15 protein-coding genes and 1 pseudogene are annotated in these 20,904 nt (G+C 46.5%); 9 read left to right on the forward strand and 7 right to left on the reverse strand.

Annotated elements, in window-relative coordinates; all coding sequences use genetic code 11:
- Positions 1-531 (forward strand): ankyrin repeat domain-containing protein, encoded by a 531-nt coding sequence (locus OCU60_RS19620; RefSeq protein WP_074373038.1) that lies wholly within the window; start codon positions 1-3, stop codon positions 529-531.
- A 122-nt stretch (positions 532-653) separates the two neighbouring features.
- Here OCU60_RS19620 and OCU60_RS19625 read toward each other — a convergent pair.
- Positions 654-940 (reverse strand): annotated as a pseudogene (locus OCU60_RS19625) (IS3 family transposase); the annotation flags it as partial.
- A 176-nt stretch (positions 941-1,116) separates the two neighbouring features.
- Between OCU60_RS19625 and OCU60_RS19630 the strand changes: the two are divergent.
- Both OCU60_RS19630 and OCU60_RS19635 read left to right on the forward strand, forming a co-directional pair.
- A complete protein-coding gene (locus tag OCU60_RS19630) occupies positions 1,117-1,539 on the forward strand; it encodes a hypothetical protein (protein ID WP_074373039.1) in 423 nt (140 codons plus the stop codon).
- 125 nt (positions 1,540-1,664) lie between these two features.
- Positions 1,665-2,639: a zinc transporter ZntB gene (locus tag OCU60_RS19635; protein ID WP_074373040.1), complete on the forward strand. Its 975-nt coding sequence runs from the start codon at positions 1,665-1,667 to the stop codon at positions 2,637-2,639.
- A gap of 137 nt (positions 2,640-2,776) precedes the next feature.
- On the opposite strand, the gene xylA is transcribed toward OCU60_RS19635, so the two are convergent.
- Positions 2,777-4,096: a xylose isomerase gene (gene xylA / locus OCU60_RS19640; protein ID WP_074373041.1), complete on the reverse strand. Its 1,320-nt coding sequence runs from the start codon at positions 4,094-4,096 to the stop codon at positions 2,777-2,779.
- A gap of 330 nt (positions 4,097-4,426) precedes the next feature.
- Between xylA and xylE the strand changes: the two genes are divergently transcribed.
- A complete protein-coding gene (gene xylE / locus OCU60_RS19645; protein WP_074373042.1) occupies positions 4,427-5,830 on the forward strand; it encodes a D-xylose transporter XylE in 1,404 nt (467 codons plus the stop codon).
- 143 nt (positions 5,831-5,973) lie between these two features.
- On the opposite strand, the gene OCU60_RS19650 is transcribed toward xylE, so the two are convergent.
- Complete coding sequence (locus OCU60_RS19650; protein ID WP_074373043.1) at positions 5,974-7,233, reverse strand: XylR family transcriptional regulator; 1,260 nt, start codon at positions 7,231-7,233, stop codon at positions 5,974-5,976.
- 276 nt (positions 7,234-7,509) lie between these two features.
- Here OCU60_RS19650 and xylB point away from each other — a divergent pair, with 276 nt between their 5' ends.
- Positions 7,510-8,964, forward strand: coding sequence for a xylulokinase (gene xylB / locus OCU60_RS19655; RefSeq protein ID WP_074373044.1), 1,455 nt, complete (start codon positions 7,510-7,512; stop codon positions 8,962-8,964).
- A 220-nt stretch (positions 8,965-9,184) separates the two neighbouring features.
- Here xylB and OCU60_RS19660 read toward each other — a convergent pair whose 3' ends face one another.
- From OCU60_RS19660 to OCU60_RS19670, 3 genes are all read right to left on the reverse strand, one after another.
- Positions 9,185-10,582, reverse strand: coding sequence for a peptide MFS transporter (locus OCU60_RS19660; protein WP_074373045.1), 1,398 nt, complete (start codon positions 10,580-10,582; stop codon positions 9,185-9,187).
- A gap of 325 nt (positions 10,583-10,907) precedes the next feature.
- Complete coding sequence (locus OCU60_RS19665; RefSeq protein ID WP_074373046.1) at positions 10,908-12,098, reverse strand: cellulase family glycosylhydrolase; 1,191 nt, start codon at positions 12,096-12,098, stop codon at positions 10,908-10,910.
- Positions 12,099-12,535: 437 nt separating this feature from the next.
- Complete coding sequence (locus OCU60_RS19670) at positions 12,536-12,982, reverse strand: DUF1353 domain-containing protein (RefSeq protein WP_074373047.1); 447 nt, start codon at positions 12,980-12,982, stop codon at positions 12,536-12,538.
- Positions 12,983-13,333: 351 nt separating this feature from the next.
- Between OCU60_RS19670 and OCU60_RS19675 the strand changes: the two genes are divergently transcribed.
- From OCU60_RS19675 to OCU60_RS19685, 3 genes are all read left to right on the forward strand, one after another.
- Positions 13,334-14,020, forward strand: coding sequence for a DUF4336 domain-containing protein (locus OCU60_RS19675; RefSeq protein ID WP_074373048.1), 687 nt, complete (start codon positions 13,334-13,336; stop codon positions 14,018-14,020).
- 183 nt (positions 14,021-14,203) lie between these two features.
- Entirely contained in the window at positions 14,204-16,039 is a 1,836-nt protein-coding gene (locus OCU60_RS19680) for a CHASE domain-containing protein (protein WP_235862173.1), read from the forward strand.
- Between the two features lie 239 nt (positions 16,040-16,278).
- Entirely contained in the window at positions 16,279-17,988 is a 1,710-nt protein-coding gene (locus OCU60_RS19685; RefSeq protein ID WP_074373049.1) for a putative bifunctional diguanylate cyclase/phosphodiesterase, read from the forward strand.
- A gap of 115 nt (positions 17,989-18,103) precedes the next feature.
- On the opposite strand, the gene OCU60_RS19690 is transcribed toward OCU60_RS19685, so the two are convergent.
- The gene (locus tag OCU60_RS19690) at positions 18,104-20,140 is read right to left on the reverse strand and encodes an NADPH-dependent 2,4-dienoyl-CoA reductase (protein WP_074373050.1); all 2,037 of its coding nucleotides are present in this window, start codon (positions 20,138-20,140) and stop codon (positions 18,104-18,106) included.
- Between the two features lie 86 nt (positions 20,141-20,226).
- On the opposite strand from OCU60_RS19690, the gene OCU60_RS19695 reads away from it, so the two are divergent.
- A complete protein-coding gene (locus OCU60_RS19695; protein ID WP_074373088.1) occupies positions 20,227-20,844 on the forward strand; it encodes a TetR/AcrR family transcriptional regulator in 618 nt (205 codons plus the stop codon).
- Positions 20,845-20,904 lie beyond the last annotated feature (60 nt).

Genomic DNA, 20,904 nt, shown 5'->3' on the forward strand with positions numbered 1-20,904 from the left:
ATGAAATATACGGAAAGACCGGAATATAAGCTTTTTAAGGCATTAAGGAATGGGCAAATACGACAAGCTGAAACATTAATTAAAGACGGTGCAGACATTCACAGAATATCAGAATCGGAAAAATGGAGTTACTTGCATAAAATCCTGATGTCAACATCTACAAACCCAGAGGAAAGCCCCCCGATTGAGTCTGTCCAATATCTCATTGACCAAGGGCTGGATGTCAACGCAATTGATAGCTATGGCTATACGCCACTGATCTATGCTGTACGACAACAAAATATTGAAGGAATGCGGCTGTTACTGGAAAATGGTGCGGATGAGTTAATTGAACATCGAGCAAGTGATGATTCAACACCTTTGAATATGGTGTTTGATAGCAAACCCTATCAGTATGAAATTATGAAGCTATTGCTTGATTTCGGTGCTGATCCTGATACTAAAACAGAAAAGGGGAAATCAGTCCGAGAGCTTGTTAACTTACTCGATGACATGGATCCTAAGATTATTGAATTAGTCAGTCATTACTAAATAAAGCCCAATCATAAGTAAAGCTATTGTTTAAAACGGAACCCATTCAGAGCCGCATGATGTTGTGGCTCTTTTTGTATCAGCCCTTTTCCTGCAAAATCAGGGCGGGTTCTCCCCCGTTTTCACGGACGGTTTAGTAAAGACGTAACTGACGATCTTGTTTCGCTAGTCTATGTCGCATTCTCGGGTTATGGAACCGTTCAATGTAATCAAAAATATTTGCCCTAGCTTCGTCTCTCGTCCGGTATTGCCGATAATTAATACGTTCCCGTTTCATCACTCCGAAGAATCCTTCACAGGCCGCATTGTCTCCACCGTGACCTACGGCACTCATGCTGCTGAGCAGTTAATTGCGTTTGAGCAGACTCTGGTAATCAACACCGGTAAATTGTGTGCCGCGACCAGAATACCCCGCTAAACTGAGTTTTTAGTCGAGATCAGCAGACAGATATCAACTCAACGCCACCGATATGCGCCGTACGGTATATCGGCTTATTGATATCTGTCTCATTTTCGAACTAACCCGTGCTCTGAATGTCTGTAAAGGGAGATGTAGACCGCGAAAAGAAGCAGGAGCCTGAAAGTATGCGAGGGTTAAGCACGATGATTCTAATTGCTGTCGGGTGTTTGATTGGATATTTCACACCCCAGTCGTTTGGCAAGAAACACCACCGCACCAATATGCAGGTGGTCTCGGAGAAAATTGCACCGGGCGTGGTGCTGACGGGTTACCGGGAGCCCGAAGAAAGCGAAGAAAGCGAAGAAAAAGGCCCTCAAGGTTACCATTATCTTTATTATCTGCACGCTCCCGATGAAGCGCTGAGCGATCCCTTCCTGATTACCGATACCCCGGAATTTCACCTGCGTCAGTTAAGCTCTCACCATTTGAGTATCCGTTTAACCGGACATGTTTTTCACTACCAAAGTTTGTCGCAGGTCGAATGGCATAAGCATCTCACCACCATTGTGGTTGATCTGACGGCTCACAACCCAGCGCTTTCGTCATAGGATCGGTGTTGTCAATCGACAAACGTCTGAGCGAGCAATCGCGGGACGTGTAACCTGTTCTGTTCCTTTATGTTTATCTGCAAAAATCTGCTAATTTAAATAAGATAATGATTCTCGGAGGCAGCATGAGTCAAAGTGCGTTTATAGCAGCTTTATTATTTGATGGGCAGGGTGGTGCGGTTGCGCTGGATCTGGAGCAGGTCAATGCCTGGCAACCCGAACAGGGCACATTATGGGTACATATCGATTGTGCCAATGAACAGGGGTGTCACTGGTTGTCGCATCAAAGTGGTGTCGGGGAGTTGGTCGCAGATGCCTTACTGAGTCATGATACGCGTCCGCGAGTGAGTCACGTTAATGAACAATCATTGATCTTTTTACGTGGTGTGAACCTGAGTGAGGGCGCAAGCCCTGAAGATATGGTCTCGGTGAGGATTGTGATTGATGCGCAGCGGATTATCTCTACCCGGCGGCGGCGGTTATTGTCGGTCAGTGATTTAATTCAATCTCTTCATCAGGGGCAAGGGCCAGTCAACCCTTCTGATTTTCTGGTGAGATTGTGTCATTACCTGACGTTGCGGATTGAGGCGGTGTCTACCACGTTTGAAGACCGGATCGTGCAGATTGAAGAACTCGTGCTTGAGGCGTCGGATCCTGCCAGACCACGCAAAGAATTGATGGAAATCCGGCGTCAGACGATTCATCTGCGGCGCTATCTGGCACCTCAGCGTGAGGCGATGTTGAAAATGATGGCTGAGCGCAAGGCATGGTTACTGGCGGATGACCGGCTCTATTTACAGGAGAGTACCGATCGGTTGATTCGTTCCGTCGAAGAACTGGATGCAGTTCGTGAGCGCGCGGTGGTGACTCAGGAAGAGTTGGTCAGTCAGGTCAATGATCAGATGAACCAGCGGATGTATGTCATGTCGTTGATTGCCGCGCTGTTTTTGCCGCTTGGATTTTTGACCGGGCTGTTGGGTGTCAATATCGGCGGGATTCCGGGGACGGATAATCCCGGTGCCTTTCTCTGGTTTTCTGCCATGCTGATTGTGGTGATGTTCATTATTTTAGGACTCTTCAAGCTCAAGCGTTGGTTTTAGTGCTGACGTAATAAAACAGCTCAGCACGATATGCGCTGAGCTGTTTTGATAAGAGAGACGGTCTGAAATCGAAGACCGTCTGTCAGGGGGTGAGGAGCATCGGTTAATCCGGTAAGCTCATTATTACCATTGATGGATTATCGATAAATAAACCGATTGACCAGATTTTCCAGATATTCTTGCTGGCCGGATACTTTTTGTGGCGCGATGTCATTGTCTACAGCGAACTGAGCCAGCGATGCCAATGAATGCTCTCCGGATAGGATGTCACGGCCCAGTGATTGGCTCCAGTCGGCATAACGTTGTGCGATATGTTTACCGAGAAGATCATTTTCGATCATGTCTGCTGCCCGTTCGAGTGCCAATGCCATGATGTCCATGCCACCGATATGACCGTGGAACATATCTTCGGCATCAATGGATGGACGACGCAGTTTGGCATCAAAGTTCAGCCCGCCGGTTGTGAAGCCACCTGTTTTGAGAATCTCGTACATGATCAGCGTGTTTTCTTCAACACTGTTCGGGAATTGGTCGGTATCCCAGCCAAGCTGCGCATCACCGCGGTTGGTGTCAACAGAACCGAAAATACCCAGCGCTGTTGCTGTCGCGATTTCATGATGGAAACTGTGCCCGGCCAGTGTGGCATGGTTCGCTTCAATATTGACTTTCACTTCATCTTCAAGCCCGAACTGTTTTAAGAAGCCATAAACTGTTGCACAGTCGTAATCGTACTGATGTTTAGTGGGTTCTTGTGGTTTAGGTTCGATCAGGATGGTGCCTTTAAAGCCGATTTTGTGTTTGTGTTCGACAACCATTTGCATCAAGCGGCCAAGTTGTTTGCGTTCCTGACGCAAATCGGTATTCAGCAAGGTTTCATAGCCTTCGCGGCCGCCCCATAAAACATAGTTTTCACCGCCAAGCTTTTGGGTTGCACTCATCGCATGGAAAATCTGAGTGGCTGCAAAAGCAAATACTTTTGGATCCGGATTCGTGGCAGCGCCAGCCATATAACGTGGATGAGAGAACGCATTCGCAGTACCCCATAACAGTTTGACGCCGGTGTCCTGTTGTTTTTGTCCTAAAACATCAACCATTTCTGCGAAATTATTCGCATATTCTTTGATGGAATTGCCTTCAGGAGCGACATCGGCATCGTGGAAACAGTAGTAGGGCACACCGAGTTTGGTAAAGAATTCAAATGCAAGATCTGCTTTTAAGCGAGCCAGTTCCATTGCACTGCCGCCGTGATGCCATGGTCGGTCGAATGTTGCTGAACCAAATACATCAGCTCCCGGCCAGACGAAGTTGTGCCAGTAGCAGGCAGCGAAACGCAAATGGTCTTTCATTGATTTGCCAAGAATCATCCGGTCCGCATCATAATGATGGAATGCTAAGGGATTCGCTGATTCTGTCCCTTCAAATTGAATGGGTTCAATGTGTTTAAAAAATTCAGTCATGATGGTTTTCCTGTATGAGTGGTAAATGCAGAGCGAATAAACTCAATTTCTATTCATCATGAAGGGATTGTTGAGTCGACGGCAATTGTGATTTTTCTTATCGCTATTATTCATTTTTTTAAATTTGAACTGCGTTGTTTTTTTAAAATATGGGCTTATCTACATGATCACATAAATAAAAAATCATAATTCCTTTGAATTATTCCATAATATGCAAACCTGAATCGTTTGACTTTATATATAGCCAGACAACGCCAAGGTGAGGCGAAATCTGCATCTTGAGATTGTGAGATAGAAAGACTCCCTACAAATATAAAAGAGGTCATTCAGATGAAAACAGGTACAAATGTTATTCACCTAACGCTGGTTGTAGCGTTAGGTGGATTGTTATTTGGTTACGATACCGCAGTGATTTCCGGTGCGGTTGAAGCACTGCAAAATTATTTTCAACTTACCGCAACCGAGTTGGGGTTTGCTGCATCCTCTGCTTTAATCGGTTGTGTTCTTGGTGCCGCGTTGGCTGGTTATGCCAGTAACCGTTACGGACGGCGAGGCGCATTAATTATTGCCGCGTTACTCTTTCTGATTTCTGCGATTGGCTCCGCGATACCAGAGTACTATTGGACCTTTGTGACTTATCGGATCATTGGGGGCATCGGTGTGGGAATCGCGTCGATGGTTTCTCCGATGTATATCGCAGAAGTCGCGCCACCTGCACGTCGCGGAGGATTGGTGGCATGGAACCAGTTTGCCATTATTTTCGGTATGTTGGTGGTGTACTTTGTCAACTACGGCATTGCACTGCTGGGCAGCGATAATTGGCTCAATGACGTGGGCTGGCGATATATGTTTGCATCGGAAGTTATTCCTGCAATCCTGTTCTTCGGGCTGTTGTTTACCGTACCGGAAACGCCACGCTGGCTGGCACTGAAAGGGCGTGATCATGAAGCACATGGCCTGCTGAAAGCGATGAATCCACAGCAAGATATCGAGCCGCAATGGCAAGAAATTAAACAGTCGTTGATTAAGGTTAATCGGCCGGGGATTGTCGCTGCGGGATATCTGGGCGTGTTACTGATCGGTATTATGCTGAGTGTATTGCAACAGGTCACGGGGATTAATGTGTTTCTCTACTATGCGCCAGCAATTCTCAAAAGTTTCAGTGATTCCACCACGGATATTGCACTACTGCAAACGATTCTGGTCGGTGCCGTCAATTTAAGTTTTACCGTGTTGGCTATTTTCACCGTGGATAAATTCGGACGTCGGCCGCTGATGATGATTGGTGCCGGTTTGATGGCGGTCAGTATGTTAGCGATTGGTACCGCTGCCTATCTGAATGCAATTGGTAGTTATCTGTTAGTGTTTATGCTGATGTATATTGCTGCGTTTGCATTGTCACTGGGGCCGGTGACTTGGGTTCTGTTGTCTGAAATCTTCCCCAACAGCGTTCGTTCCAGAGCATTATCCATTGCTGTGTTTGCGCAATGGTTCGCTAATTTTGTGGTGTCTCAGTCCTTCCCGATGATGAATGAAAAAGAGAGTTTTATATTCCAGCAGTTTCATGGCGGTTTTCCATTCTGGTTGTATGGGATTATGGGGATATTTACCGTTTACTTTATTTATCGCTGGGTTCCGGAAACCAAAGGCAAGTCGTTGGAACAACTGGAAACTCTCTGGCAGCGTGATTCAGAGCAAACTGGTAATCGCATGAAAACGGCTAAATTATCTTGAGCGGTGAGGATCACTTGGTGCCATCTGATGAGGTTGATGGCTGATCTACATAAAAGAATGATTTGATGGTCATGATTATCGTTCTGTGCAGTTGCCCACCGGGATTCGGTGGGCCTGCCTATTCAACCACTGAGTTATTGTGGTTATAGCGCATCACGATGACGCCATCTGTCGTGATGCTGTTCGCGAAATTCTTTCGGTGTACATTGCTGATGTTTTTTAAACACGCTGTACATGTATTGCAGTGAAGGATAGCCACATAATTCAGCAATTTCGGCGACCGGTAATGATGTGGTTGCCAGCAGATGACGTGCTTGCCTCAGCTTAGAATTATGGATTTCCTGATGAATGGAATGCCCGCATTCTTCTTTAAAACGGATTTCCATGTTGGAGCGAGAAATACCGACATAGTCGAGAACCTGTTCGACTTTAATACCTTTGCAGGCGTGATGACGGATAAAATGCATCGCCTGAATCACATAGGGATCTTTCAGGGCTTGATAGTCGGTACTCTGCCGTGCGTGGACTTGTGTCGGAGGAACCAGCCGACGCGTTTGCCTGAGTGCCTCTAACTGCTCTGTCTCTTCGGGGGCGGTGGTCAGCAGGCGGTGCAGTAGTTTGGCAGCCTGATAGCCCATCTCTTTACATCCTTGTTCGACCGAAGATAACGACACGCGGCTCAGATAGCGGGTCAGCTCTTCATTATCAATGCCAATGACGGAAATTTTGTCCGGCACCATCAACTTCAAATGATCGCAAACCTGAAGCAGGTGGCGAGCCCGGGCATCGGTGACCGCAACAATGCCGACCGGTGTCGGTAGTTGCTGCAACCAGTCCGCGAGACGATTCATATCGTACTGCCATGTTTGCGGGCTTACCTCATTGCCCCGATATACCGAACCGGAGTATCCCTCTCGTCGTAAGAGTTGAATAAAGGCCTGTTCTCGTTCATGAGACCAGCGTCGCCATGATTCTTGCGGCATCCCGTAGAACGCGAAATTTTCAATCCCTTTGCTTTTGAGATGCTGAAATGCCAGTTCAATCAATGCCTGATTATCGGTGGCAACATAAGGGACATCCGGATAATCGGATGGATGTTCATAAGAGCCACCAATTGCGACAACCGGGAGCGTGGTGTCTTCGAGCAGTTCCCGAATGTGAGGGTTGTCGAAATCAGCAATTACCCCGTCGCCTTTCCAAGTATGGAAATTCTCCAGATGCGTCGTGAATTCTTCTTCAAGATAAATATCCCAGTTACATTGCGACGCCTGTAAATATTCGCCGATACCTTCGATTACCTCCCGGTCATACACTTTATTGGCATTAAATAATAGTGTAATCCGATAACGGTGATCGATGAACTGACGATATAAGTTGTGAGGGTAAGGTTTCAGAGCTGTCATGGATGGGGTTTTATTCATAAATAATATTAATTATATTTTGTCCATAATTTTTAAGTCTAACAGGCAAGTACTGTGTTAAATGTGATCCTTCACTCAGTCGTTAAATCCATGAAGCTATCTATGAAAAATCGTAATTGTTTCGTGAACTGAGAGACTTATGATAATGATTCGATAAATAAAATCATCACGAAGCGTAAATATATCCGGATGGCCCCATGACACTGTGTATTTCCTGAGGTTATCCGAGTCTATAGAGTGAAAATGAAAGGGTAGCTTATGTATGTTGGAATCGATTTAGGGACATCCGGCGTTAAGGTCATTGTACTTGCGGAAAATGGTGATGTGGTGGCGAGCGAGGTGGCACCACTTGAGATATCACGTCCATTTCCGCTGTGGTCAGAACAAGATCCGCAGCATTGGTGGCAAGCCATGTGTCAAGCCATTCAGGCGCTGGGAAAACAGACAGATCTTCGCGCGGTGAAAGCCATCGGGTTGTCGGGACAGATGCATGGTGCGGTGCTGCTCGATCAGCAAGGGCAGGTGCTGCGCCCTGCGATTTTGTGGAATGACGGTCGCTGTCAGGCACAATGCGCCGAACTGGAGCGGCGTGTCCCCGACAGTCGTCAGATTACAGGGAATATGATGATGCCGGGCTTTACCGCCCCGAAACTTCTGTGGGTCGCAGAACATGAGCCGGCGGTTTTTGCTCAGACAGACAAAGTTCTGTTGCCGAAAGATTACTTGCGTTATCGGATGACGGGGGTGTATGCCTCGGATATGTCCGACGCCGCCGGGACCATGTGGTTAGACGTCGCCCAGCGAGATTGGAGTGATGAGCTGCTTGATGCAACCGGGCTGGCGCGCCGCCATATGCCGGATCTGTATGAAGGGAATGCGATCACCGGCACGTTGAGTCGCGAACTTGCCAATGCATGGGGCATGCCTGAAGTACCCGTGATTGCCGGTGGCGGTGATAATGCCGCTGGCGCTGTCGGAGTCGGGATTATCGAACCGGGGCAGGCGATGCTCTCTTTGGGAACCTCCGGTGTGTATTTCGCGGTTAGTGATGGTTTCCTTGCGAATCCGGATTCCGCATTACACAGTTTCTGTCATGCATTACCGGGAACTTGGCACTCCATGTCGGTTATTTTGAGTGCTGCATCTTGTTTGTCTTGGGTATGTGAATTGACCGGATTTACCGATGTAAGCGAGATGTTGAGCGAGACGGAAAGTCATGCTAATCCCGATTCCGGGGTGGTGTTCCTTCCTTATTTGTCGGGCGAACGGACACCGCATAATGACCCGTATGCAAAAGGTGTGTTCTTCGGCATGACCCATTCGACATCGAAGTACGAGTTGATTCAGGCGGTATTGGAAGGGGTGGGTTTTGCATTTGCCGATGGGTTTGATGCATTACATCAGACGGGTTTATTACCGGAAGAGGTGGTCCTGATTGGCGGTGGGGCTCGCAGCCAGTATTGGCGTCAGATGTTGGCGGATATTGTCCGGTTGCCGCTGGCATATCGTCAGGGCGGTGATGTTGGCCCGGCGCTCGGTGCAGCACGACTGGCGATGTTAGCCGTCAGGCCTGAAATGACGGCTCGGGATATTTGCGCGTCACCGCTATTGATCGAAAGACATACGCCGGATGAAGAACAAACGGTACATTACCAACGCAAGAGAGCGGTTTATCAACAATTATATCGTCAATTAAAGCCGCTTTTTGTGTAAGCAAGATAGATTTGCCTCGGCGGTGTCTCGGTTATTTTTCAATGATCGAGTGTATAAACTGAATGGTGCCATAAACTGAATGTCATAACCGAGCGTCATAAAATAAATAAGGAGCCATAAGGCTCCTTATTTTGATCTCGCTGAAACTTGTGCCGTTCAACTCAATTGTCTCTTAACACTTCATTGTATTCTCAATATATTAAGCAGTATTTTCAATATATTAAGCAGTTTGAGTCACACTGTCAGCGTCTTGAGGTTTTCGGTTCATATGAGAGGTTTGTTCTGCACCGTGCATCCACATAACCAATTGATTAGAAAACAGGAGCAGGACGAGGCCGGAGATTGTCGCAGTGACGGCAATGCCACCAAAAATCGCTAAGGCGCCGAAATCGCCAACATGGGCACCGATCAGCCCGGCAATGTAGTTGGCTATCGCATTAAATCCGAACCAGACACCCATCATCAGTGAAGCAAGACGAAGCGGTGCCAGTTTGGTGGTCATCGATAAACCGATTGGTGACAGGCACAGTTCCCCGATGGTATGAAAGAAGAATGCACCAACCAGCCAGAACATGGAAGTTTTCACACTCAGATCGCCACCTTGCTCTAACACCGCACCAATCATGCACAAGAAACCGATCGCCAGAAAGAATAGTCCAAATGCAAATTTGACGGGTGAGTTGGGTTCTCGGCTGCCAAGTTTAACCCATAGTGCAGCAATCAGCGGTGCACAGACAATGATGAAAAATGGATTCAGAGACTGGAACCAAGCCGCCGGTACTTCAAAGCTGCCGATCATTCGATCAGTATACTGTTGGGTGTAGAGGTTCATCAAACCACCGGCTTGTTCAAATCCGGCCCAGAAGACAATCACAAATAATCCCATGATGATAATGACCTTCATGCGGTCAATTTCTTCTTTGGTTAACGGTTCTTTCTTCGTTGATTTTTTCTGTTGTAAATCGCGCGCGGCAGCCGGTTTGAGGCCGATATCTCCCAGCCAGCGTTGAGCAAACAGGATTTGGATCACGAAGCTGATGAGCATACCGATACCTGCTGCAACGAAGCCTGCTTTCCAGCCAAAGCTATTGGTCGCAATACCGGAAATAATCCCTGCGAGTAGCGCACCGATATTAATGCCCATATAAAAGATGGTGAACGCACCGTCGCGACGATGGTCGCCTTCTGTGTATAGATCGCCAACCATGGTTGAAATGTTGGGTTTAAACAGACCATTCCCGATGATCAACAGTGCCAGACCAAGATAGAAACTGTGCGCGGCATCAAGACCGAGTAATTGATGCGGCAGTGCCAGCGTAAACTGACCGATTGCCATCAGGGCACCACCCGCGAGAATCGAGCGACGTTGACCGAAATAGTTATCAGCCAGCCAGCCACCGATTAAGGGCGTAATATAGACCAGCCCGGTATAGATACCATAGAGATCCAATGCCTCTTTGGCTGACCAGCCCATGCCACCGTTTAGTGTTGTGTCTGTGAGGTATAAAACCAGGATTGCTCGCATTGCGTAGTAGGAGAATCGTTCCCACAGTTCAGTGCCAAACAAAAGGAACAAGCCACGAGGATGGCCTAAGAATTGATGATTGTTGTGATTCATATTTGCTTTGTTTAGATTATTTATTAGCTTTTTATTTTACTTTAATGTTACATATTGGGTAAATGATTTGGTTTTTAACATTTATGCAATATATTATAAAGTTGTTTTTTTAACGTTTTGAAATTAAAGAGTTTTATGATTTTGGCTGCCAAGGAAGAAAATCGGGGTGAACTAAGTTTTCATTTATGAAACAATTGTTTGCATGGTTGATACAAAAAAATCAGTAAATATTAAAGATTTGTGACGGTGATTGATATAAAGATAAAAAAAGCCAGCACGGAATGCTGGCAAGGTCCCACAAAATGAGGATATCAGAGCGTATTGGTTAATCTGTACAGATGCCGGTTAAAGTCCAGGCGTTATCACTACCGGGAATGGACGTTGTATACCAGTTGGCCTGATAGAGCTTATTCTGATACACCATGTAGTCACCGTCCTCGCTATGGTCGTAATTTCCGTGTTCCCATGACTTACGTGTCCAGTTCGGATAGACATTGATACCAGCACAATCTTGTGGCGTGCGATTATCGAGTTTATATGGCCAGTTCTCGATAATCGATTTTACTTTCTTACCGGAGGGGGTCAGCGTCATGGTATCCGGATAGTAGGTCGATGCGCCTTCGTCCTTGTCGTTCAACGCCCAGTTCGCATTGCTGAGGTCATGCGCTTTCATGAAATTCACCCAGACGTCAGTCTCTGCTTGATTGACATCGCCATCCCCATTGGCATTGATTGTTCCCCATTCGGTTACGAATAGCGCAATACCATTATTCATCGCTGTGATCGCTTTATCTCTGAGAAATTGTCCGTGTGTTCCGGCATAAAAGTGCAGTGTATAGGCGATGTTTGTGCCGTTGATCGGGTTCCAGGATGCGGTATCGACGTCTTGTGACCAGCTTGGCGTGCCGACAACGATTAAATTATCCGGATCAAATTCACGGATTGCTGCAATCACGGTTTCTGCATAGGGTTTGATGACGTTATCCCAAGAGATTTGCAGGGGCTCATTGTAGATCTCATAAATGACATTGGGGCTGTCACCATATTTCTGCGCCATTTCCCGGAAGAAGCTGACCGCTTCGGCAACATTGTCTTCAGCATGATGAGAATGCCAGTCGATGATGACATACATATCGTTAGCGATGGCAGCATCTACGACCGTCACCACTTTAGCTTTATTACCTGCGGGATCATCAAGATAGCCACCTTCCTCCTGAATGCCCATTGAGGCTCTGACGATACTGGCATTCCAGTCTTCCCGGAGCATCTTAACAATGTCTGCACGGTAGAATTTTTCACCGCCCCACTCATTATTACTCCAGAACAAGCTATTTCCTGAGAAGCTTTTGATGGTATCGCCGGCATAGATTTTATTGCCGGAAACGGATAAAGGTTCAACAGCATATGCTTGCTGTGTTAATCCAATCAATAGGCATCCCAGACAGGAAAGCAATAATTTTTTGGCCGAGGAACGACTTTTCCTCGTGGATAGACGTTGTATTGGTAAATATGACATCAGTTCACCTCTAATTAAACATGACGTACCATTCATTACGAGTTGAATGACTCATGATAATTGTATTGTTAGCAGAAATTATGTTTGACAAAGATTGCCGCTTAATAAATTAGCAACTACTTTCAATATAGGCGGTAATAACAAGGTGGGGATACAAACTATAATAGTTGTGACAGTACACTAGATAGTCGATTGTTATATTTTTATTTATATTATTAATGAGCCTGTTTTAAATTTATTGAAACGATATCTGTGATCTGGATTTGAATCGTCAGCATGAACAAGGAATGATAAATCATAAAATAAAATATTCTGTGCTGTATAAATATGACATTCCGTCCTATAACACCGGACGGAATGACGACATGGTTCAACCATACATCTATTCTATACAGAATAAAAAATGATGGTATGCGCTCTTTGTTTTGTCGGTAAAATTACAACCCATACTTGGATGGTTGGCGATTATCATTCTGAATCATGGTTTTTAAATCAGATAAATATTGCAGATCATCGTCATTATTTTCCCAGTAGAAATGACCGAATGCTTCAACGGCTTCGCGCATTAAAATCGCTTTGACTTTGCTGACACCGGATTCGCGCAGTAGCTCATAGAACAGTTGGTCTGCATCTGAGCGGCTTAACAAATGTGTGTAATAAAGCCAATCGTGAATAACCGCTGCTTTCATAAAACGCGGGTTAAACGGCGTACCGATAATGCTGTAGGCAGCACTCGGGATACTCGCACCATCATACTGAAAGAACTTCGGTACCCAGATTGCTGTTCCTTGGTTCACGATGCCAAAGTCTTCAGCGACCTCGTAGGCTTCATCGAGTTTGCTGTTGTGAGTTTCAGTCACCGGAAATATATATAAATTGCTCATAGTTGAGTCTCCATATTGAAGCGTGTGATTTGGTTGTTGTGTTCGTCCGGACGGCTGAGGCACATAATCCGCAGCAGGGATAGACTATGTGCTTCGACGACGATTGAATAGGGGGGCTTGCGAACAGTTTTGCGAATAAATATAAGATTTACAGCGAGTTATATACGGGATTGGCGGTGAACGTCGGAGAAAATGCGGGGAAGTTGCCAAGAGTAATACAGTCTGTGCATTTTATGTTTTTTGTTGCATACTAGTCGTCGCGTGGTAAGAATCGTCGCGTGGTAACAATCGTCGCGTGGTAACAATTGTCGCGTGGTAACAATCGGATGAAAAACCAGAACGGAGAACATCATGAGAGCGATTGGCGAAAATATTTGGATATTTGATGGTAAAGCGGTCCCGTTTTTGACCTTGCCTTACTCAACCCGGATGACGATCGTTCGGCTTGCTGATCAATCGTTATGGGTCCACAGCCCGATTGAATTAAATCCTGATCTGAAAGCTTCCGTCGATGCTTTAGGGACAGTCAAGTATTTGATAGCCCCCAACCAACTTCATCATCTGTTTATTTCCCAATGGCAAGATGCCTATCCAGAGGCGTTCACCTATGGAACGGAAGGGGTGCGTCACAAACGTCAGGATTTAACATTCAATACGATTTTGTCTGTACAGGTGGATTATCCTTGGACGGATGAACTGGATAACGTGTTATTTACCGGTTCTCGGGTTATGGAGGAATGTGTCTTTTTTCACCGTTCGAGTGAGACTTTAATTGTGACTGATTTGATTGAGAATTTCTCACCGAAGGCTTTCAATGTCTTTCAGCGCTTTTTGGCTCAGCTGACTGGGGTTCTGGCACCGACAGGGAAAATGCCACTAGATTGGCGGTTAACTTTTATGACCGGAAAAGCGACGGCCCGGGCGCATCTGAAAAAGATCCTGAGTTGGCATCCTCAGACCATTGTTATGGCTCACGGTCTCATTGTGACTGAAGATGCTGAAACATTCTTACGCCGTTCGTTTCGTTGGCTGTTGTAAATCATGCGGCATCATCGAGTATGAACTGGCCGATGAATGACAGACGTTTTTCCTGTGTCATTCATTTTCATTGAATGATCACATCGCTTAAATAATCCTCAATAGATGATGGAACGAATATTGAGGTTTCTGACTCCTTCAACTAACTTAAAATTATCGCTTTGATGTTGGACAATGATATTGATGTCATCTCAATCAAAAGAAATGGAATATAAAATTATTGGCGTCTCTTCCGGGTTGCATTGGTATCATTGGCTTGTGATCTCTCTGTCTCTATTATTAACGTTTGGTGCTTATTACGTGACCGAACGTCAAACCAATCTTAAAATCGCTAATCAATTTGGGTTTCAGTCACAGCAAATTGTCGAGCTGGTACAAGAGCGAATGATACGCTACGAAGAAGCATTATGGGCGGGCGTTTCTGCATTGAAAATGTTCCCGCATGATGCTGCGCGGGCAGATTGGCGAACGTTTTCAACCAGCTTACAGATTGATCAGCGTTTCCCGGGAATTAACGGGATTGGCGTCATTCATTATGTTCCCCCGGAAAAGCTCTCGAACTACCTGTCATGGCAAAGATCATCACTGGATGATTACGCGATTCATCCTGAACACGTTGAGCCGGAATACTGGCCGATCACTTATATTGAACCGCAAGCGGAAAACCGCAGAGCGGTTGGTTTAGACATGGCGCACGAAATCAATCGATATACCGCAGCGAAAAAAGCACGCAATACACATCTGGCGAACATTACCGGCCCGATTACTTTAGTTCAGGATGACCAGAGAACACCGGGATTTTTATTTTATGCGCCGTGGTATTCATCGGGTCAGCCTTCTGACCAATATGGTGAAACGAATGGTGATTTTAAAGGGCTGGTGTATGCGCCTTTCATTATGTTCAAATTGATGGATGGCACGTTAAAAAATGTCAACCGCCTCGTCAATTTCAGCATCTATGACGGTGACACGTTACTGTACACCGAACTGGATTCAAATTCTGAAAATCTCGATCCTGACCCATTGTTCCAACGAGAGATTACTCTGGAACTCTATGGGCGGGTATGGCGTTTTAGTCTGCAATCGACAGAGCTATTCCGAGCGCAACAAAGCTATGCTCAGCCTTTCATCATTTTGTTTGGTGGCTTGGTGATTGATGTGCTGCTCTTTGTTGTCTTCTTTATTCTCGCCCGATCAAATCGCAATGCGATTGAGTATGCCCACAAAGCCACCGCCAATTTGAAATTGCGGACAGAAGAACTGGAACAGACCAGTTACAGCCTCCAGCAAAAAAATCGAGATCTGGAAGAGGCAAACAGCGAACTGGATCAGTTTGCCTTTGTGGCCTCACATGATTTAAAAGCGCCGCTCAGAGGGATCAATCAGTTGGCGCAATGGATTGAAGAAGACAGTGAAGGGGCGCTGACAGAAACGACTTATTCGCACCTCAATTTAATGAAGAGTCGGATCTCTCGCCTTGAGCGTTTATTAAATGATTTACTTATCTATTCTCGTGTTGGCAGAAATGACGAATTGACCAGTTCTGTGAATGTCGTGTCTATGATTGATGATATCTTTCATTTGCTCAATCACGACAGTCGTTTCTCGTTAACCGTCGAGGGACCAGATGAAGAGGTGATAACGATGGTCACGCCGTTGGAACAAATTATCAGAAATCTGATCGGCAACGCAATGAAGCATCATGACCAAGAGACGGGAAATATTGCCATCACAGTGTCTCAGTCTCCTCAATCTCTTCACTTTGAAGTGAGCGATGATGGGCCGGGGATCCCGGCTGAACATCAGGAGAAAGTCTTTGAATTGTTCCATACCCTAAGACCGCGAGATCAGGTTGAAGGCAGTGGCTTGGGGTTATCGATCATTAAAAAAATATTAGACCGGTACCACTGCGCATATCAGATTCAGTCCGATGGGCAACGTGGGCTCACTTTTTCATTTGCTTGGCCGATTGGTATGCAGCCACAGAATACAAAAGACGATGCAAAAGACCAATCATAAACCCGTCTCAAGGTGTGAAGAGGAAGTTGCACAGGCTTAGCAAAATATAGGTTATCAAAACACGGGTTTATCAAAACACAGGTTTATCAAAACACAGGTTTATCAAAACAATGTGGCCGAGTATATCGTGGCCGGATATATCGTCCAGTCATCGATCAATCAAGATTTCGAACATGTATCAGGATGTCTCGAACACGACTGGCGATTGACTGAAATCTCGCATGAAAGGCAGGCGCTCTATGGATATTTTGATTATTGATGATGATGCGGTTGACCGGATGTCAGCCATCAGAACTTTGCGTAAATCAGAACTGGTTTTAGATAGAATTGATCAGTCTGATACTGCTGCCGAGGGCATTCGTCTGGCTTCTGAGCACAACTATGACGTGATTTTACTCGATTACCAGATTCCGCCTTCAAACGGTATTGAAATATTGCGTGAGATTCGGGGCGGCAATGATTATTCCACCGCGATAGTGATGCTAAGCCATAGTAATGATGAAAGACTGGCGTTGGCGTGTGTCGAAGCCGGTGCGCAAGATTTTATTATGAAAAGTGAAGTCACATCGTCACGTTTGAAACGTGCAATTTTGATTTCACAAGAACGGCATTCGCTTGAGCAAGAAGTTCGTTCAAGCCATGATCAACTGCGGTATATCGCGGAGCGTGATAGCTTGACTGGGTTACGCAATCGATATTTTTTTGATGAGACACTTCGTGATGCCGTGACCAGAAACTCACGCACTGGTGAGCAACTGGTTTTATTATTATTAGATTTAGATAACTTCAAAAAAGTCAACGATGTGCTGGGGCATCAGGCCGGAGACCGCCTGCTTCAAGAGATTGCCCGGCGCCTGGAGCAACCGATCCGAGAAAGTGACAAGTTGTGCCGTTTAGGCGGTGATGAATTTGCGATTCTTGTTTATGATCTGCCGCAACTTGAGCATGTCCGGTTACTGGTTACTCGTATTTTTAAATCGTTAGAGAAACCGCTGATCATTCATGGACAAACCGTAGAAGTCACTGTAAGTATTGGGGTTGCGACTTATCCATTATGTGCGACAGATGCGACAGGATTAATGAAGTGTGCTGATGTTGCGATGTATCGCGCCAAAGAGCTTGGACGCAATCGCGTTCAATATTATTCCGTTGATTTCCATGAAAAAATGGTCTCGCGGATGCAACTGGAATTTGACTTAAAGCAAGCGATTAAAGGCGATCAATTGACTCTGTTTTTCCAGCCACAATTGGATACACATTCAGAGCAGTTGGTGGGTGTCGAAGCCCTGATTCGTTGGCAACATCACACATTAGGCATGATACAACCTGATGAATTTATTCCGATTGCCGAGGAGTCGGACCTGATTATTGATATTGGTCGCTGGGTGATTGAAGCGGCTTGCCGCCAGTTTAGTCAATGGGTCGAGACCGCCCAAGGAACGCATATCTGCTTTTCCATCGCGGTCAATCTTTCTGCACGTCAATTAAAGGATCATGCGTTGTCGGAGTTCCTGCAACGCTGTCTGGCACAACACAATATTCCCGCAGATCTCGTTGAATTGGAGTTAACGGAAAGTCATTTAGAAAATAGCCTCAGTGCGGTTGAAATGCTAAATAGTCTGTCCGCAACGGGAGTGCGGCTCTCTTTGGACGATTTTGGCACCGGCTATTCATCTTTATCGCACCTGAGTCAGTTTCCGTTCAGTATCTTGAAGATCGATAAATCCTTTGTGCAAAGCGGCGATGATAAGCAGCAACGAACCTTACTCAAAGCTATCTGCGCATTTGCCCATTCATTGGGCTACGAAACGGTGGCTGAAGGGATTGAAACCGAAGAACAGAAACAACTTTGCCAGTCACTGAATGTCAATCGACTCCAAGGTTATTTATTTTCACAGCCTATCTCGGCAGAGTCATTTGAAAACAACTGGCTTCAGAGCGTGGTGTAAACTGTCTGCACTAGGGATTGATGCCGGTATTGCGCTATATTGATATTGATACCACTGCATTATATTAGTACCACTGCGTTATATTAGTATCACTGTACTCTCTTTGATCATTGCACTATATCTGCATCGCAGTGACCGTGCCTTGATGAATGGCTCGTTTGGCATCGAGTTCAGCAGCGAGATCAGCCCCCCCGATCAAATGGTAGGGTTTATTCAGGCCCTCGGTCAGTGTCCGCAGCGGTTCTTGTCCGGCACAAATGATCACATGATCCACGCAGAGACATTGCTCTTCGTGGTTGACGTGTAGCCACAGGCCATCATCATCAATCCGCACATACTCACAGCCTGATATCATTTGAACGCCTCTGTTTTGTAAACTGGCGCGATGAATCCAGCCGGTTGTTTTGCCTAATGCTGCACCTACTTTGGCTGTTTTACGTTGGAGAAGATAAATCTGGCGTGGCGATTTCGGGTGGGAGGGTTGCATGCCTTCGATGCCACCGCGGGCCTTGAGATCCATATCAATCCCCCATTGCTGCATAAAGGTCTGGGGTGTGGTCAATGCGGCTTGACCCGGTGCATGAGACAGATATTCCGCTACATCAAACCCAATACCTCCGGCACCGATGATCGCGACTCGTTGACCGACAGCGTGTTGTTCCCGTAAGACATCGAGATAACTGAGCACTTTTGTGTGATTGATCCCCTCTATTGCGGGTGTCCGGGGAAAGACGCCGGTTGCAATGATAACTTCATCTACATCCGACTGATTGAGTTGCTCAACATCAACGTGTGTGTTGAGCCGAATATCGACCGGCAATAACGCGAGTTGACGAGCAAAATAGCGTAGCGTCTCGTGAAACTCGGATTTGCCCGGAATTTGTTTAGCAATATTAAATTGACCACCAATGTCAGATGCGGCGTCAAATAAGGTGACTCGATGACCGCACCGGGCCGCTGTGACAGCCGCGGCTAGTCCGGCCGGGCCGGCACCAACCACCGCGATTTGCTTCGGTTGAGCGGTGGGGCTGATCACGAATTCGGTTTCATGACAAGCCAATGGATTCACCAGACAACTAGCGATCTTGCCGGCAAAGACATGGTCGAGACACGCCTGATTACAGCCGATACAGGTATTGATTTCATCACTGCGGCCATGCTGGGCTTTGTAGACGAATTCGGGGTCGGCCAAAAAAGGGCGAGCCATGGAAACCATATCGGCATCACCACGGGCTAAGACACTTTCAGCCATTTCCGGGGTGTTAATACGGTTGGTGGTAATCACCGGAATCTTAAAGGCTTGACGAAAATGTTTTGTCACCCACGTAAAAGCGGCCCGTGGGACACACGTTGCAATCGTGGGGATTCTGGCCTCATGCCAGCCAATGCCGGTATTGATCAGGGTTGCGCCGGCGGCTTCAATGGCTTGACCGAGCTCGGTAACTTCTGCAGCACTGGAGCCACCCTCAACCAGATCCAGCATCGAAAGACGGTAGATGAGAATGAAATGTTGACCCACTGCGGCTCTGACGCGTCGCACGACTTCTAACGGAAAGCGAATGCGATGGTGATAGTTTCCTCCCCAGTGATCATCGCGTTGGTTGGTACGCGTCGCAATGAACTGATTGATCAGATAACCTTCAGAGCCCATGATTTCGACACCATCATAACCAGCCTGTTGTGCGTTGAGTGCCGTTTGCACAAAGTCATCAAGTTGTTTTTCGATACCTGATTCATCGAGGGCATTTGGTTTGAAGCGGTTAATCGGTGCCTGAATTGCCGATGGTGCCACCAGCGCGGGGTTATAAGCATATCGTCCGGTATGCAGAATTTGCAGGCAGATTTTGCCACCTTCGGTATGAACGGCTTGGGTGATCACCCGATGGGCCTGAATTTGTGCAGCGGTGATGAGCCCCGGACTATTCGGATGTGTTGCGCCTTCGGGGTTCGGGCCGATGCCACCGGTCACAATCAAACCGACGCCGCCTCTGGCACGTTCGGCATAATAAGCGGCAAGGCGTTTTTCACCGTGAGGGATGTCTTCCAATCCGGTATGCATCGACCCCATCAACACTCGGTTTTTCAGGGTCGTAAACCCTAAATCCAGTGGTTGGAACAGATGTGGATAGTGCGGATGAGCAGATGCCGTCATAAATCATGTCCCTCGATTGTTATCTTGACAGTGTCAATATTGTCGATGATTTTGACACTGTCAAGATTCATGCTAATTTACAGAGTATGAAATCAAGAAAATTGAACTACCATCATGGTGATCTGCGGCGAAGCTTATTACAGTCAGCCGATCTTATGCTGAGAGACACAGGGATTGAAGGGCTGTCATTACGCAAGCTGGCGGACCACGTCGGTGTGTCACGGACCGCGTTATATCACCATTTTCAGGATAAAAATGAATTACTCTGCGCGTTGGCTGAGCAGGGGTTTCATCATTGGTATCAGCGTACCCGTCAATTAGTCGAAAGCGCAACGCATGATCATCACGAGACGTTTCGCCAGTTCTTTTATCACTATATTCAGGATGCGACCACAACGCCGGAAACATATGAACTGATGTTTGGCCGGGCTATCTGGAAGCAAGCACAGGCCACTCCCGCATTAAAAGAAATTGCCTACCTCTGTTTTCAGTATCAGGTCGACATCACCGCTCGCTGGCAGCAATTGGGGCTTTTTCCTCAGGAAGAAACAACCGTACGGCTCGCACAGGTTATTTGGAGCACCATGCACGGTTTAGCGCGATTGGTCATCGATGGCGTGTATGCCGATAGTCAACATATTGAAGATATGTGTGATTGTGCGATTCGAATGTTGGTCATACCAAAAGCGGGTGAATGCGAATAGAGAGAAAAGCGGAGAGAAAAACATGTTGGGTGTTGCCTTGGACTGATGGCGCGACCCAAA

Origin of the sequence: Vibrio spartinae, assembly GCF_024347135.1 — a bacterium.
Classification (GTDB): Bacteria; Pseudomonadota; Gammaproteobacteria; order Enterobacterales; family Vibrionaceae; genus Vibrio; species Vibrio spartinae.